Raw genomic sequence first — 15,799 nt, forward strand, 5'->3', positions numbered from 1 at the left:
TAGTCCAATGTGCAACGGTGCGCGTTAATAAGTTGCCGCAAATCGGGATTCCTTGCATCCTATCCAGAAGATTAGTGAGATTGGTGGCGGCCCTGCGCCGATGACGCGGTTTCTGCGCAAGCACGGAAACTGTTGCGAGCGACAGCCTGAATAGGAGTCAAAGAGATGCCAGAAGACGCACAGCTAAGACAGCACCTACTAAGCCTGCTCAACGACGGCAACGCGCACGTGACCTTCGAGACGGCCATCGAGGGCCTGCCACCGGAAAAGCGTGGAATTCGGCCCGACGGAGCGGATCACTCTCCCTGGGAGCTGCTCGAACACCTGCGCATCGCCCAGTGGGATATCCTCGATTTCTCGCGCAACTCGAACTACAAGGCGCATAAATGGCCCGATGACTACTGGCCTGCAACCCCCGCGCCTCCAAGCGATGCCGCCTGGGACGAGAGCGTGAAAGCCTTTCGCAAAGACCTCAAGACGTTCTGCGAGTTGGTCGAAGACAAATCCACCGATCTGTTTGCCAAAATCCCCCACGGCGACGGTCAAACTATCCTGCGAGAGGCGCTGTTGGTCGCTGACCACAATGCTTATCACGTCGGTCAACTGGTGCTGGTGCGCCGGCTGCTTGGCGCTTGGGGATAGGCGGGGTTAAGTTCCCGATTGCCGTCGAGTCTTTAATCCCCACAGGCAAAATTTCTCTTGCAAAAAGCGAATAAAAGGCGAATATTGGTCGCGAGGTGATCCAATGACGCGCAGGCGCACAAACAAGCGAATCAAGAGAAACGGCACAAGTGGTATTTCCACCCAAATTGAACTGTTTCATTTCAATCCTCCTATCTCTTTCGAGGCACGGGATGGCCGAGGCAGGACGCTAAAAAGCGCAGAGGAAATTGCAGTACACAATCGTGCTGCTGCGTTGCTGCGATTTGTTGTTAAGAAACATCGGGCAAGCCGCCTCCACTACGATTTCAGGCTTGAGTGGAATGGTGTGTTGATGAGTTGGGCGGTGCCGGAAGGGCCTAGTTGTTGCCCCAGTGTTCGCTGTGAGGCCATAGAAGTTGCAGACCATAAGATAAAAAACATCGCGTTTGAAGGCGTGTTCCCGGACGGTATGCCTGGCGCGGGCCCTACGATGCCGTGGGACTTAGGGTGGTGGGAGCCTTTACCGGGATATCTGGACGTCGACGATTGCTTTCGCAACGGGTGCCTCAAATTTACGTTGCGCGGCGAGAAATTAAAGGGCAACTGGATGCTCCTCCGGCGGCCCGGCAGTTGCAAAGGTGGTCGAAGGCAGGTTTGGGATCTCGTGAAGTTGCCCGATTCATTTGCGAGAAGTATGGACGCACCAGCCATCGTGGACGAACAGCCGAACAGCATTCTTTCCGGAAAGAGCCTGGAAGAAGTGGAACGTGAAGGAAAAGCAGGCAGGACAGGCAGGAAAAGACGCAGATCGGAAACAACGCTATTCAAAATGGATGAGTGAAACGCTGGCTCAGCTGAACACAGAGTCGCTCACCGGCAATCCACTCTGTCAGCGATTTCAGAAATGAATGTCCCGGTAGAAGATGCAGTGCGTCTCCAGATACCAGGCGAGCAGAAAAAGCACCGCCATGATTCCAGTCGTCCAGAAGAAGAGTTTGACCGGGAATGTGCTCGTGAGGTAGGGGCTGGCTGCGGCCGGATGGTGCTTTCCTTCGCTGAAGGTCAATCCGCTCAACAACGAGATTCCGGCGGAGAGCAGCAGCACTCCAAGCGAATCGTAAAGCCGCTGCTGAAAGCTCGTCTCCGACCCTAGAAATGCGGTGTGAAAGACAGCAAGCAGAGAGATCATGCTGGCAAGTAAAGTAACCGGCCTGGCCAGCTCCAGCAACATGCCGCGAACCTCACGCTGGCATCATTTTAGCGCGGACCCGGTATTTCCTGCGATAGACGAAGACTTCCGATATTTGCTGGTGCTATGATCTGCTCCAAATTTTGACGCCGAGCAAGTCGGAGCAAGGAGATGCAAACCATGTCCCAAACCATGACCATCGACACCGAGAAACTGCACGCGCTTCTGGGCAAAGCCGTAGTGGACTTTGGCGCAACTTTTCACGCAGCGCTGGTGCGCGTCGGAGACAAGCTGGGCCTGTACAAGGCAATGGACGCAGGCGGCCCTCAAACTCCCGCAGAACTGGCCAAGCGTACCGGGACGTCGGAACGTTACGTGCGCGAGTGGCTCTGCAATCAGGCTGCGGGTGGGTATGTCACTTATGACGACCAGACCGCTAAGTTCTATCTTAGCGAGGAACAAGCCTTTGCGATGGTCGACGAGAATAGCCCCGCGTTCCTTCCGGGCATGTTCCAGGCCGCGCTGGCTGCGATCAAAGCCGAGGAACTGATCACGGAGCGCTTCAAAACCGGAGAAGGTTTAGGCTGGCACCAGCATCACCAGGATTTGTTCGTAGGCACCGAGCGATTCTTCCGCCCCGGCTATGCGGCAAACCTCGTAAGTTCGTGGATCCCCGCCCTCAACGGAGTGAAGGAAAAACTTGAGCAGGGAGCAACAGTTGCAGATGTTGGCTGCGGCCTTGGCGCCTCCACCGTGTTGATGGCAATGCACTATCCAAAGTCCAGGTTCTTCGGATTCGATTATCACGACAAGTCCATCGAGACGGCTCGGCAGCGCGCCGAAGACGCTGGCGTAAGTGGTCGAATTGAATTCAAAGTTGCAAAGGCGAAGGACTATCCCGGAGAGGGCTACGATTTTGTCACGTTTTTCGATTGCCTCCACGATATGGGCGATCCGGTTGGCGCGGCTGCCCATGTGCGCGAAACTCTTTCAGCGGATGGAACATGGATGATTGTTGAGCCATTCGCCGGGGACAGGATTGAGGACAATCTGAACCCCGTCGGCCGGGCCTTCTATGGTGCGTCGACGCTTATCTGCACTCCTGCGTCGCTCTCTCAGGAAGTAGGTCTGGCTCTTGGCGCGCAGGCAGGAGAACAGCGGCTGCGGGAAGTGGTCTCGGCTGGCGGGTTCCGCCATTTCCGCAGGGCCACACAAACGCCGTTCAATCTGATTTTTGAAGCGAAGGCGTAGAGCAGGCAATCGACTTCCAGGGGAGAACTGTCTTGGTTCTGGAGCCGTTTTTAGCGCTCCCAGGACTCTCGTTTCCAGAGGGGATAGCCAGATAACTTTGCGGCTCCGGCGAGGAAGACGAGGCCAAAGACCAGTACTCCCGGCGCGATGGTCCAGCGGCCTTCAATGCAATCCATTCCGGCATCGAAGAACTGAACCAGAGCTACAAACGCCATCAGATTGCCGAGCGCGCGTTTCGCACCCAGGCCCAGCAGAGCGAGCAGCAGAATCGCGAGCGCGAAGTTGCGCGACGCAAGATAGCCCGCGTAGATATGAACCGCTCCATTGATCGCGTCCTGCGGAGAAACCAACATCGCCGGATTCACCAGCGCAATCACCGCGCCAGCGCCTGTGAGGAGTGCGCCCAGGCAAACGGCGATTCGAATCCACCATGGAATCGTGGAGACTCCATTCGTCGCGACTGTGGCGATGGCTCTTCCTTCCGGATGCTCATTTTGTGTCGGCATCGTGCTGTTTCCTCCGTTTCGCAAGCGATTGTGAGGCCAATCAATTGTGAGCTTTGTCCGCATGCAATACGCGATTAAACGTCGCTAAGTTCCACTCCAATGGCATATAACACGATTGCCTGCGGCACAGAAATTCGGAAGTCCGTAAAATAAGGAGACGATGAGCTTCACCGAACAATTCGATGTGGCCGTAGTCGGCGCGGGCCACGCGGGCTGCGAAGCGGCCATGGCCGCGGCGCGCATGGGCCTGAAGACGGCGATCATCACCATGAACCTCGACCTGATCGCGCAGATGTCCTGTAATCCCGCAATCGGCGGCATCGCCAAGGGCCATCTGGTGCGCGAAGTGGACGCCCTCGGTGGCGTCATGGGCGAAGTCGCAGATGCGGTCGGCATCCAGTTTCGCCTGCTTAACACCTCGCGCGGCCCTGCCGTCTGGAGCCCGCGCGCCCAGTGCGACAAGCAGCTCTACCGCGTAAAGATGCGCGAAGTGCTGGAGAATCAGTCGAATCTGCACATCAAGCAGGCTGAAGCTGTCGATCTGGTGATCGAAGAAATCGGCGATCCCGCCCCTGCCGCAAACGACGCGGCAAGGGTGGGGCACCCAGATTTGTTGCCTCGACGCCGGGTGCTCGGCCTGAAGCTGCGCGATGGCCGCCAACTCCTTGCCGGAGCCACCATCATCACCACCGGCACTTTCCTCAATGGCCTCATCCACTGCGGCGAAGAGCGCTACCCCGCCGGCCGCAGCGGTGAGCCCGCGTCAGTCCTGCTCGGCGAAGCCCTGCGCCGTCTCGGCCTGCGCACCACCCGCCTCAAGACCGGCACGCCGCCGCGCCTCGACGGACGCACCATCCGCTGGGAGGCGTTTGAAGAGCAGCCCGGCGACGCCGACCCGACGCCCTTCAGCTTCCGGACGACGAAAATTGTCCAGCCGCAGATAAGCTGTCACATCGCTTACACCACGCCCGAAACACTCCAGATCATCCGCGACAATGTGGGCCGTTCAGCCATGTATTCCGGTCAGATCGAGGGTATCGGCCCGCGCTATTGTCCGTCCATCGAAGACAAGATCGTCAAGTTTCCCGAGAAGACGCAGCACCAGTTCTTCCTCGAACCCGAGGGCCTCAACACCCACGAAGTCTACGTCAACGGCATGTCCACTTCGCTTCCTATGGAGGTGCAGTTCCGGATTGTCCGCAGCATCCCCGGCCTAGAAAACGCCGAGATGCTCCGCCCCGGCTACGCCATCGAATACGACTCCGTCGACGCCACCGAACTCGACCGCGCGCTGAAGATTAAGTCCATGGAGGGCCTGTACTTAGCCGGCCAGATCAACGGCACGAGTGGATATGAGGAAGCCGCCTGCCAGGGCATCATGGCTGGCATCAATGCCGCGCTCAAGCTCAAGGGCGAGCCACCATTTACCCTCGACCGCACGGAGGGGTATACCGGCATCCTCATCGACGACCTCATCTCCAAGGGCACCAACGAGCCCTATCGGATGTTCACCTCACGCGCCGAGTTCCGCCTGCATCTGCGCATCGACAACGCCGACCGCCGCCTGACTCCCTATGGCCGCAAGCTCGGCCTGATCGGCGACGAAGCCTGGACGGAATACGAACAGAAGCAGGCGCGCATGGTTGCGCTGGCGCAGCTTCTCGCGACAAAGAAAGTCGATTCAGACGGACTGGCAATTGCCGCCGAAGGACTGGACCTGAGTGCAGTAACCGGCCAGACGTGGGCGCAACTCCTCAAGCGGCCCGAAATCCAGATTGAACAGCTGCTAAAGGCGCTCGCATCCGAACTCCATCGGGACCCGCTCCTGGTCGGCCTGATCGAAGTCGATGGTGAGCGCCTCGCCTCCGTTCCGCGCAACGAAGCCCGCGCCGTCGAAACCGAAATCAAGTTCGCCGGATACCTGGAGCAGCAAAAGAAAGCCATCCTGAAGCTCAAGGAAGCCGAAAACGTCCGCATCCCGGAGTGGCTCAACTACACCACCATCAGCGGCCTCTCCCGCGAAATGCAGGAGAAGCTGGGCCGCGTCCGCCCGCAGACCATCGGTCAGGCCAGCCGCATCCCGGGCGTGACGCCTGCCGCGCTGGGGCTGGTGCACGTGTCAATTCGAATCCAAGGCAAACAACAGAGCGATGCGCCCGGCGAGCGACAAGAGAAACAAGGCGTGGCATAAGGTCCAGCTTCCCTTTGTTCCGCGCTGACTACTGGGCTACACGCCACGGAGAAGTCGTGGTCCAGCTTTTCAACTCATTCTTCGCCCAACCAGTCGATTTGTCCGTGTGGCACGACGTGCATGGATTCGGAATCCCGGACTGTTCCGTCTGCGCAGGAGTAATAAAACGGAACGTGTGCGCGCTCACGAAGTTATCCTTGATCGTCTGCTCGATCTTAGGCATATGGCAGGCGACGCATTGGCTGCCCGCGCTGCCTGCGGCGTGATGCGTGTGTTCGCTCACTGTGCCCTTCAGGCCAGCCGGGTTGTCCTGTGTGTGGCACGAGAGACAGAGTTCGTTTCCGGGTAGCTTCAGACTCGCCGTGTTCTTGCTGCTATGCACATCGTGGCAGTCGAAGCAGCGCAGTTCACGGTGATACATGTTGCTCTGCACAAAATCATTGCCCTGCATCCGATTCTTATGTGCAGTAAGATCGGCAAACTGGAAGAAGTTTGTAGTTCCCGGTTTAACCTCCTCCAGCTTCCATACATCGGCCAGACGCTGTCCGGGCAGATAGCCTACCGGCCAATCGTAGTATTTTCCCGCAATTGGATTCGCCAGCGGCTGCCCCTGGCTATGGCACTGGATGCAGGTATCGTTGCCGCGCACAGAATCCAATGCGCGGGGATTGACGATATTCGCCTTGGTCGGATGAGCAACGTGCAGACTTCCGGGTCCGTGGCACTTTTCGCAGCCCACATTCCATTCTGTTACCTGCTTCGTTTCAATGTTGTAGTTCACCGAGTGGCAGCCGTCGCACGTCGGTCCCGTCGGACGATCAAAGTTGCTGGGACCGTAGTGCGGAACCCACCAGTCTGTGCCCTCTTCCACATGGTAGGGAAGCCACTTAGCCTTCTTCACATCCCACTGAGCCGGCAACGGAAAATAATCCTCGCCGCGTTTTGTGAAATAGCGCTGCTTCCAGCGGCTGCCGTAGACAAACGCAACCTCATCGAGGCCAAATGACCGGACCGGATCGGGATGGGCGAAGTCGCCGAGCACCGCTTCGGGATGCTGATGCGGGTCGCGTACCACATTCGCCATGCGCGTTCCCTTCCACCCCGCATAAGCCTTGGCGTGGCAGCCCGCACATTTTTCCGAGCCCACGAACTGGGCCTTAGCCTCAACTTCTTTGTCGTCCCGGGCGGGTCTTTGCAGGGCCAGCGCTGAACAGTAAAGCCCCAGCGCGACAAACACAAATCCCGCAGTCTTGAACGCTTCCCTCATGCGCAATTGCATATCCACTCCGCCGGCAATCTCGGCAGCCAAGGCGATCAAGACACCTCGTCTGCCGATTCTGGCATTAGGTCTAAGTTGCAAGGAGCTACTGGTTGGAACTGTTGCTCTTGTCGCTTTTCGAGAACAGCGGAATGTGGAACGGCAGCTCTGCGTCGGACTTCGTTTTCGCCTTGGATGCCTTCTTTCCCGGCGCTTCTTCGCGCAGTAGCGTGCGCTGAGCGTTCAGGCAGACCCAGTTTCCGTGCTGGCGCTGGAAGACGTGTGTGAAGACGCCCTTTTCCTCGACCATGTTGCCGTTGAGCTTGTGGGTATAGGTATACGTTCCGTTGGCCACGGCCACATCGCCCAACATGCGCACCGTGATTACCCGCGCATCGGTTGTCGCCGTCTTGTCTTCCTGGTTGATCAGGGAGACCACCTGCTGGTTGCGGGTAGTGATGTCGCCATTCGCGGAAACGTTGACAAACAAAGGCGATAGCACCAGCTCCAGGCCATACTGATCGCGCTGGTTCAACGCATTGTCCCAGGAGTCCTCAATCTTCTGCAGCTCTCGAATCTCAGGCGACTCCGCCGAGGTGGCCGAAGTAGCTGACCCAGCGGCAGCCGGAGTCTGGGAAAATGCAGCGCTGGAAGACAGCGAAAGGACAGCAAAAGCGGCAAAAATGGCGGATTTCATAAACGATTACCCCTATAGACCATGATAGAACGCCGCAGGTGAGCCAACTTTTCGTACCCGGTTATGCACCCTCATCCACACTTTCCACACGCCGCCCATTCCGTACACTCTAGAAATGGCCGCACCATCCAGCTTCGCCCCCGGTTTCGCATCAGATTCCGGCCTTCCATCCAATGTCTCCGCCGAAAAAATGATCCTCGGCGCCATCCTGCTCGAGAACTCCGCCATCTCCGAGGCGGAAGAACGGCTCACCCCCGAAGATTTCTCCCTGGACTCGCACCAGCGCATCTACCTGCGCATGACCGAGCTCGGCGGCGAAGGTCACGCCATCGACCTCGTTACCCTGGCTAACCAACTGGCCAAGTACAAGGAAATCGAGTCCGTCGGCGGCGTCGCCTATCTCTCCTCGCTCACCGAAGGGCTACCGCGCCGCCCGGTCATCGAAGAGTACATCCGCATCGTCAAGGACAAGAGCCTCCTGCGCCAGCTCATGCTCATCTGCTCGGCCGCTATCGCCCGCGCCGCAGACCAGAGCGAGACTGCGCTCGACGTTCTCAACGCAGCCGAATCGCAGCTCATGGTGGTCGGCGAAAAGAGCATCACCAAGGGTCTCGCGAGCCTCGAAGAGATCGTCGCCGGGTCTTTCGGCAGCATCGACAACCTCTACAGCCAGGCCCGCGAAGTCACTGGTCTCGCTACTCACTTCACCGAGTTCGACAAGATGACCTCGGGTCTGCAAAAAGGCGAGCTCATCATCATCGCCGCCCGCCCGTCGATGGGCAAAACTGCGTGGGCCATCAACATCGCGCAAAACGCCGCCGTGCAGGGCGGAGCCGTCGTCGCCGTCTTCTCGCTCGAAATGTCCAAGGAAGCGCTGCTTCGCCGTATGCTGGCCTCGCAGGCATGGGTCGACCAGCGCAAGCTGCAAACCGGCTTCCTCGGCCGCGAAGATCAGGCCAAGCTCAGCCACGCGCTCGAACAACTGGTTGAGTCCAAGGTCTTCATCGACGACACGCCGGGCATCTCGCTCGCCGAAATGCGCGCCAAAACCCGCCGCCTCAAGCAGGCCAACGGCGGCAAGATCGACCTGATCGTAGTCGACTACCTCCAGCTCATGTCGGCCAGCCTGCCCAGCCAGGGCGGCAAGAAATTCGAAAACCGCACGCAGGAAGTCTCCGCCATCTCGCGCGGTCTCAAAGCCCTTGCCAAAGAGATGGATGTCCCTGTCATCGCGCTCTCCCAGCTATCGCGTAACAGCGAGCGCCGCGGCGACGACAAGAAGCCGCTGCTGAGCGATCTTCGCGAGTCAGGATCAATCGAGCAGGACGCTGACGTAGTTACATTCATCCACCGCGAGAGTTACTACAACCGCGACAAAGAAGAAAACCCCGAAGATAAAAACAAAGCCGAAATCATCATCGCCAAACAAAGAAATGGCCCGACGGGCACGGTTGACTTAGCGTTCCTGAGTCAATACACGCGGTTTGAGAATCTGGATACTGTGCACGGAGATGGCGGCTAGTGCGCAGTCCCGTTCTTAATGATCCACTGGTCAGATAGCGAGTGGCCAGAATCTTAGTTAGTTGTAAGGCAGAAGCCGCTCAATCAAGATATCTTACTTCGTCTTCGGAGTATTTGCATGGGGATAAAGGAAAAGTTCTCTCTACGTCAACGAAAGCTCAAAGGCCAAGTTTCAGATGTTTTCATCTATGACCACTTGCCGAGAGCCCTGCGGTCGCAGATTTGCCATATTTTGGCAAGGTGTTTAGGGGCCGAGCAGCGCGACTATGTCGGAAAGAACCGCGCCTATCGGGAGCTTCGACAAAAGATGGCCGAGGAGCTGGGCGTCTTCAATATTGGCAATCCCCTTCGCGGAGATGACGCCGCCATCATGGAGTTTTTCAGAGATGATGCAACTGACGAAGAGGCACTAGATTTAATAGAGACTGCATTTAACTACGCTTTAGAGAGGAACGGGGATTGGCAGTGGCGACAGGCATTCTGTGTAACGGTGTCAATGGACGAAGCTATTAACGATCTAAATAGACGCTTTTTGGAGCATCAGGTCGGCTACACGTTTCTGGGCGGCGAAACTCCTCAACTCATTAAACGAGACAATGACCATTTGCATCAGGAAGCCATTCTACCGGCGCTACGTTTGCTACATGAGGAGGGATTTGAGGGCGCCAACGATGAATATAGGAAGGCTCACGAGCATTATCGCCAAGGCAATCAGAAAGAATGTTTAAGCGAGTGCCTAAAGGCATTCGAAAGTACGCTGAAGACCATCTGTAATCGCAGAAAGTGGGAATGTAAGCCTACAGATACTGCAAAGCCCCTGATTGACATCTGTGTGGACAACGGGCTCTTTCCTTCTTTTATGGAGAGCCACCTCGGAGCGATCAAAGGAGCACTTGCGACCGCTATTCCGACAATTCGAAACAAGATGGGGGGCCATGGGCAGGGCGAACTGGCCGTAAGCGTGCCGCAGTTTTATGCCGAGTATCTCCTACATGAGACTGCCGCTACGATTGTGTTCTTGGTCGACGCCTATAAAGCAATGGGATAGATAGAATTCAAATTTCTAAAAATCTTTGGAGCCTGCCCCCAGGTATCGCTTTTGAGACCTGGGCACTCATTCATGTGCAGCAGGAACCCCAAATTGGCCATTCTCTACAATTGTTCTCAAAAAGAGTACAATTGTTCTCGAAATGAGAACGGAATCAAGCCCACTCGGCGAGTTGCTATTTGGACAGACCAGAGGACGCATACTGCGGCTCCTCTTCGGCCATCCTGATCAGCTATTCTTTGTCCGCCAGATCGCCAGAGAGACCAGCATAAGCGTCGGCTCCGTCCAGCGCGAGTTGGAGGCTCTGTCACAGGTTGGCCTGATCGTGCGTTCAACGTCTGGCCATCAGGTCTACCATCAGGCCAATCGCAACCATCCGGTCTTTGCCGAAATCCACGCATTGGTTGCAAAGACCGTAGGTGTCTTCCAACTGCTGAGTTCCGCTCTCGCGCCGCTCGCACAGCGAATCTCGCAGGCATTTGTGTATGGCTCGGTCGCCAGCCGCAGCGAGAACGCTGAGAGCGACGTCGACCTGATGATTGTCGGGGACGTAACTCTCGATGAAACCCTTGCGCAATTAGCTTCGGTCGAACCGCTGATAGGACGTACTATCAATCCAACCATATATTCGTCAAAAGAGTTCGAATCCAAGCTTCAAAGCGGCAACCACTTCCTCAGATCAGTTATGCGCAGCGAAAAAGTGTTCCTGATCGGAGCAGAAGATGACTCTCGCAAAGTGGGCTGAATATGGCTGGCTCAAAGCCGAACCAACCAGCCCGGAAGAAATCCGCGATCTACTCGGAATCGTGAGCCGTGACCTTGGCGACGCCAGCGTCGAAGCAATTTCAGACGACCGTCGATTCGAAGCCGCCTTCAGTGCCGCTCGTACCTGTTCCAACGCAGCGTTGCGAGCTTGCGGCTACCGTACCGCAGTCCAGCAAGGCCACCATCAGAAGACCATCGAGTCTCTGGAGCTGACGATTCAAGCCGACTCCAGGCTCATCCACAAATTAAGAGTTCTGTCGAAAAAGAGAAACGCAACCAGCTACGATGCAGCCGGCAACGTTTCGCACAATGAATTGGACCAGGCAATTCAGGTCGCCCACGAACTCCAGCAGATGGTAACAACCTGGCTACGCCAGAACCACCCAGAGTTGATCAATGGGCCAAAGTAGGCCGATTCGTGAGCAGCACCAAGTTAGCGGCTGACAAGGAAAACCACGACGTGAGCGCCCATCAGAAGGGCCGGCACCAGCAGTCCGACAGCCACCGGCGCTCGATTGCGTCGCCACAACAGGATCGCGGCTACCACCACAATCACCTCGGTCGGTACGATCACCGAAAAAATGTGGCTCCACATGGTGCGCGGAATGCCGACTGCCAGAAGCGCATCGGCGATCACGTTGCGCAGAAGAAAAGCGACGACTCCCAACGCCAGAGCCATTCCGATTCCTGACAAAACTCCCAACGTCTTTTTTCCTGTCGAGTTCATTTTGTTTTCCTCCTGAATTGGTCGGATTCCCAAGAGATTTGCGATTTGCCTCCGAAGCCACTCACCCCATCCGCGCAGGCACTCCCGGAAGATCGCAGTTGTGCATCCCAAGGCCCAGAACAGCGCGGGCCACTCGCCTTCGATGAAGTCCAGCTCGCGCAGCATCGCCTCAACCCAGGCGCGTTTTTCCTCCGGCGCGTACCGCAGCATGGCCTGCAGCAGCTTTGCGGCGAGGGTGCGTGCTGCGCCCACTAGCCTCGCGCCTCATTCAAAACTGGCACGCCGACAGAGCCCGCCATGCGCGACTCGCGCCGCTCGCGGGCGAACTGCATCCCTTCCGGAGTAAACCGGTACATATGCCGTGGCGGCTTACCCATCTCACTTGCCTCCCACGCTGTCTCCAACAGCTTGCGGTCGGCGAGCCGCATCAGGATCGGATAGAGGGTGCCCGACTTCAGCCCGGTCGAACGGCTGAGGTCGTAGCCGTACTTCCATTCGGCTGGATGATCGAGAAACGCTTCGAGGATCAGCAGGGTTTGCGGGGAGAGCTTCAGTTTCATGCGACAAACTCTACATATGTAGAGTTTGTCTGTCAACTGCTATTTCTGGATTTTCGGTTGACGCTGAACCGAGCCGGAGTTGGCCGCGCATACCTCATTTTTGAGAGTCGCAGCGCGAGGCAACTGGAGTATGGTTGTTGCTGTCAGCGAGCATGGTTATGAATGCGATCGTATTCACGCAATACGGGCCACCGGATCTGCTGCGCTTCCGGCAGATACGCACCCCCGTCCCTGCGGACAATGAGGTTCTGATAAAGATTTGCACGGCTTCTGCCAATCCTCTGGACTGGCGCATTATGAGGGCCGATCCATTCTTCGTGCGCCTTTTTATGGGTCTGTTCAAGCCTAAGAGCCAATTTCTCGGTTCGGATTTCGCGGGGCGCGTAGAAGCGGTCGGCAAAGATGTAAGGCAGTTCCGGCCCGGCGACGAGGTCTTCGGAGCCAAGGGCTTTCAGGGCGGTGCATTTGCCGAATATGTCTGCGCTCCGGAAGACCAACTTGCCATGAAGTCAGCCAGTGTTTCTTTTGAAGACGCGGCTTCAATGCCGGTGGCCGCCATCACCGCCCTGCAGGGGCTTCGGGATAAGGGGCAGATCAGAAAAGGACAAAAGGTTCTGGTGGATGGAGCTTCTGGAGGCGTTGGGACGTTTGCCGTCCAGATCGCCAAATCATTTGGGGCTGAAGTCACAGCGGTATGCAGCACAGCGAAGATGGATACCGCATTGTCGATTGGCGCGGACTACGTGATCGACTACACGCAAGAAGACTTTACGCGGAACGGAAAACGTTACGATCTGATACTTGCGGCGAACGCGTTTCATTCGATTTTCGACTACAGGCGCGCGTTGAGTGCGGATGGGATCTGTGTCAAGGCCGGAGGCAAGCCGAGTTTTCAGGGTGTGTTCCTGGATATGTTTGTGGCGCCTGTCCTCAACCTGCTGGGGAGCAAGAAAACGTGCGGTGTCTTCGCAAAGATGAACCAGAGCGATCTGAGGATTCTGACCGAGATGCTCGAAACGGGAACGGTCGTTCCCATTATCGATCGACGTTACCCTCTATGCGACACGGCCGAGGCTCTTCGGTATCTGGAAGAAGGCCATGCGCGCGGAAAGGTTCTTATTACTGTGGATGACTGCATCGGTATTTAGCTGTTCCGCTTGTTGAATACGCAGTTTCTCTCAAGGCTTGAGATAGCGCGCAAAGAAATCCGTTTCGGCGTCGTAGGCTTTCAGCCAGTCCCGATGCAGGAGGAAGTCGTGAATTTCATCGGGGAAGATGAGTTCCTCGATGTGCACGTTTTGCTTGCGCAGCATCCCGGCCAGCTTGGGTGTCTGCGAAAACTGCACGTTGCGGTCATCGTCGCCGTGAATCAGGAGCACCGGCGAGCGCCATGTCGAGACAGAAGCGACTGGCGAGGACTCATAAGCGACACGTGCGCGATTGGGGTCGGCGTTGGGATCGAAGGCCGTGTTCCAGTTGCCTAGTTCGATGTTCCAGTCGTGAACGCCGTGGAAATCCACTCCGGCTGCGAAGAGATCAGAAGCGCGGGCGAGTGCCAGCGCCGTCAGATAGCCTCCATAGCTGCCGCCCCAGGAGCCGATGCGCGCGGGATCGACATCGGAGCGGCTGCGCAGGTATAGACCCGCGCCGAGGACGTCGTTGAACTCGCTCGCGCCCGCGGCTCCGTAGTTGAGCGCCTCGCGAAAGTTGAGCCCATAGCCGATGCCGCTGCGGTAGTTCACTGAAAGCACTACGTAGCCTTTGCTGGCCAGATATTGATTCATTCCGTAGGAGTTGTTGTAGTACTGCATGTAATGCCAGCCGAGCAGCATCTGCCGCCGCGAGCCGCCGTGGAAGAAGACCAGTGCGGGATGCTTGCCTTCGCTACCTGCAGGCGGGAGGAAGAGCTGTCCGTGAATCATCATGCCGTCGGCGGAAGACAGGATTACCTGCTGCGGGACGACGAGTTGGCTGGCGGGAAAGTCTTTCGGGATCGCTTGAGGGTCGAGATCGGCGAGTGTGCCGGATTCCGTAACGGAAGCTACGCGGAGCGGCAGGCGAGCGTCGGAGCGAAGGAGGAAAACTGTCTTGTCATCGCTGGCGACTACAGGCTCCACTTCAATGCCATCGCCGCTGGTGATCGCGATTGGTTTGGCGATGCCCGAGTCTGGATTCGAGTCGGAAAGAGAGAGTTTCCAGATATGTCTGCGGTCGATGTCGTCCTGGTTCGAAGAGTAAACCAGAGTCTTGCGGTCCTCGCTGAGAGCCACGTGCTCGACCTCAAACTCGCTGGGAGTGGCCAGCGCAGGTATGCCGCCGGAGACAGGGAGAGCGTAGAGGTGCAGCCAGCCGTCAAGCTCGCTGGGAAAGACGATGCGGTTGCCTGCGGTCCAGAAAAGCTGATCGGAAGAGGCGAGCGGACGAAAGACGCTGCCCTGTCCGGCGGCTGCCTTCCAGAGTTCGCGGCTGCGGCCAGTCTTGGGGTCGGCGATCCGGATCGACCAGGGCAGCGCGGCCGTGCGGCTGGGGGCGAATTCGTAGTCGTCGTTCCCGGTCGCGGTGCGGATGTAGGCGATCTGGTCGCTCTCGGGCGACCATGCGGGAGCGATGTCGTCGTCCGTGCTTGGGTCAAGATAGATCAGCGATTTGGCTCGCAGATCGTAGACGCCGATGAAGCTGTGGTCGTCGCGTTTGCTCACGAAGGCAAGGAGCGATCCGTCGGGCGAAAGCCTGAGCGAGCCGATGTTGCCGCGCGTGTGCAGCAACTGCCCTGGCTTTGGCTGTTCGGCTGTGGCTGGCGCTGCTTTGGATTTGCCCGGTTTCGTGTCCGATGCGAGCTGGACGCTCCAGAGCTGACCGCTGGAGAGATAGATCAGGGCGTCGCCTGCGTGAGTAAAAACAGGAGAACGCCCGGCGGCGATCTTGACTGGCTCGGTTGCAGCGCCGGATTTCAGGGAAATGAGCCAGATGTTCTGGTCGATCCCCTCGGGCAACAGCGCGGGGTTTGCGCCGGGCTTTGCGGGCGCTTCAAAGTCGCCGCCGCGAACGTAGGCGATCTGCTGCGCGTCGGGCGACCATGCCACTTCGCCCAGGTCGACGCCGTCGTCGGCGGAGTAATGCGTAAGCTGGCGCGCGCTGAACTTGCCTTGAAGCTGCTCCGCGATCCACAGATTGCGTCGGCCTTCCGTATTGGAGAGCCAGCTGATCCGTCCGAGAGCGGGCGCAGAACGCAATTCCGTAGGGAAGGGTGCGCTGAGAACCTGCGGCAAAGTAAAGCCGCCGGTGGCGGGACTCTGTGCGCAAGCCAAAGATCCGGGAACGAGACAGAGGTTGAGGGCAACCATCAAAACGCGGCGGGACACAATTCGAAGCAAGTCCGATTCTCCCTGGTTCATATCAGCATTCGTTCGGCGTGCGTATCTAAATTCGTATTTAGGGATGCTT

General features: G+C 57.6%; 16 protein-coding genes. 9 read left to right on the forward strand and 7 right to left on the reverse strand.

Annotation, left to right across the window (positions count from 1 at the left end; genetic code table 11):
• Nucleotides 1-165: 165 nt before the first annotated feature.
• The gene (locus tag OHL23_RS06250; protein WP_263350927.1) at nt 166-642 is read left to right on the forward strand and encodes a DinB family protein; all 477 of its coding nucleotides are present in this window, start codon (nt 166-168) and stop codon (nt 640-642) included.
• 103 nt (nt 643-745) lie between these two features.
• Entirely contained in the window at nt 746-1,483 is a 738-nt protein-coding gene (locus tag OHL23_RS06255; protein WP_263350928.1) for a DNA polymerase ligase N-terminal domain-containing protein, read from the forward strand.
• Between the two features lie 57 nt (nt 1,484-1,540).
• On the opposite strand, the gene OHL23_RS06260 is transcribed toward OHL23_RS06255, so the two are convergent.
• Complete coding sequence (locus OHL23_RS06260; protein WP_263350929.1) at nt 1,541-1,873, reverse strand: hypothetical protein; 333 nt, start codon at nt 1,871-1,873, stop codon at nt 1,541-1,543.
• 138 nt (nt 1,874-2,011) lie between these two features.
• Here OHL23_RS06260 and OHL23_RS06265 point away from each other — a divergent pair, with 138 nt between their 5' ends.
• Nucleotides 2,012-3,082: a class I SAM-dependent methyltransferase gene (locus OHL23_RS06265; RefSeq protein WP_263350930.1), complete on the forward strand. Its 1,071-nt coding sequence runs from the start codon at nt 2,012-2,014 to the stop codon at nt 3,080-3,082.
• A 50-nt stretch (nt 3,083-3,132) separates the two neighbouring features.
• Here the strand turns inward: OHL23_RS06265 and OHL23_RS06270 are convergent, their stop codons facing one another.
• Nucleotides 3,133-3,588: a hypothetical protein gene (locus tag OHL23_RS06270; RefSeq protein ID WP_263350931.1), complete on the reverse strand. Its 456-nt coding sequence runs from the start codon at nt 3,586-3,588 to the stop codon at nt 3,133-3,135.
• Nucleotides 3,589-3,748: 160 nt separating this feature from the next.
• Here OHL23_RS06270 and mnmG point away from each other — a divergent pair, with 160 nt between their 5' ends.
• On the forward strand, nt 3,749-5,779 hold the full coding sequence (mnmG, locus tag OHL23_RS06275; RefSeq protein ID WP_263350932.1) for a tRNA uridine-5-carboxymethylaminomethyl(34) synthesis enzyme MnmG: 2,031 nt from the start codon (nt 3,749-3,751) through the stop codon (nt 5,777-5,779).
• A gap of 28 nt (nt 5,780-5,807) precedes the next feature.
• Here mnmG and OHL23_RS06280 read toward each other — a convergent pair whose 3' ends face one another.
• Nucleotides 5,808-7,097, reverse strand: coding sequence for a cytochrome c3 family protein (locus OHL23_RS06280; RefSeq protein ID WP_263350933.1), 1,290 nt, complete (start codon nt 7,095-7,097; stop codon nt 5,808-5,810).
• A 46-nt stretch (nt 7,098-7,143) separates the two neighbouring features.
• A complete protein-coding gene (locus OHL23_RS06285) occupies nt 7,144-7,734 on the reverse strand; it encodes a nuclear transport factor 2 family protein (protein ID WP_263350934.1) in 591 nt (196 codons plus the stop codon).
• Nucleotides 7,735-7,849: 115 nt separating this feature from the next.
• Between OHL23_RS06285 and dnaB the strand changes: the two genes are divergently transcribed.
• The 4 genes from dnaB (at nt 7,850) to OHL23_RS06305 (ending at nt 11,478) form a co-directional block, all read left to right on the forward strand.
• On the forward strand, nt 7,850-9,256 hold the full coding sequence (gene dnaB, locus OHL23_RS06290; protein WP_263350935.1) for a replicative DNA helicase: 1,407 nt from the start codon (nt 7,850-7,852) through the stop codon (nt 9,254-9,256).
• A gap of 117 nt (nt 9,257-9,373) precedes the next feature.
• Nucleotides 9,374-10,303, forward strand: a complete 930-nt coding sequence (locus tag OHL23_RS06295; protein ID WP_263350936.1) for an STM4504/CBY_0614 family protein — start codon at nt 9,374-9,376, stop codon at nt 10,301-10,303.
• 142 nt (nt 10,304-10,445) lie between these two features.
• Nucleotides 10,446-11,048, forward strand: coding sequence for a nucleotidyltransferase (locus OHL23_RS06300; protein ID WP_263350937.1), 603 nt, complete (start codon nt 10,446-10,448; stop codon nt 11,046-11,048).
• Complete coding sequence (locus OHL23_RS06305) at nt 11,026-11,478, forward strand: hypothetical protein (RefSeq protein ID WP_263350938.1); 453 nt, start codon at nt 11,026-11,028, stop codon at nt 11,476-11,478. Before OHL23_RS06300 ends, OHL23_RS06305 begins: the two co-directional genes overlap by 23 nt.
• A 23-nt stretch (nt 11,479-11,501) precedes the next feature.
• Here the strand turns inward: OHL23_RS06305 and OHL23_RS06310 are convergent, their stop codons facing one another.
• Both OHL23_RS06310 and OHL23_RS06315 read right to left on the reverse strand, forming a co-directional pair.
• Nucleotides 11,502-12,047: a hypothetical protein gene (locus OHL23_RS06310; RefSeq protein WP_263350939.1), complete on the reverse strand. Its 546-nt coding sequence runs from the start codon at nt 12,045-12,047 to the stop codon at nt 11,502-11,504.
• Entirely contained in the window at nt 12,047-12,355 is a 309-nt protein-coding gene (locus OHL23_RS06315) for a PadR family transcriptional regulator (protein ID WP_263350940.1), read from the reverse strand. Before OHL23_RS06315 ends, OHL23_RS06310 begins: the two co-directional genes overlap by 1 nt.
• A gap of 158 nt (nt 12,356-12,513) precedes the next feature.
• Between OHL23_RS06315 and OHL23_RS06320 the strand changes: the two genes are divergently transcribed.
• Complete coding sequence (locus tag OHL23_RS06320; protein WP_263350941.1) at nt 12,514-13,503, forward strand: NAD(P)-dependent alcohol dehydrogenase; 990 nt, start codon at nt 12,514-12,516, stop codon at nt 13,501-13,503.
• A gap of 30 nt (nt 13,504-13,533) precedes the next feature.
• Here OHL23_RS06320 and OHL23_RS06325 read toward each other — a convergent pair whose 3' ends face one another.
• Entirely contained in the window at nt 13,534-15,729 is a 2,196-nt protein-coding gene (locus OHL23_RS06325; protein ID WP_263350942.1) for a S9 family peptidase, read from the reverse strand.
• Between the last annotated feature and the right edge of the window lie 70 nt (nt 15,730-15,799).

The organism is Acidicapsa acidisoli (assembly GCF_025685625.1).
In the GTDB taxonomy this organism is placed as follows: Bacteria; Acidobacteriota; Terriglobia; order Terriglobales; family Acidobacteriaceae; genus Acidicapsa; species Acidicapsa acidisoli.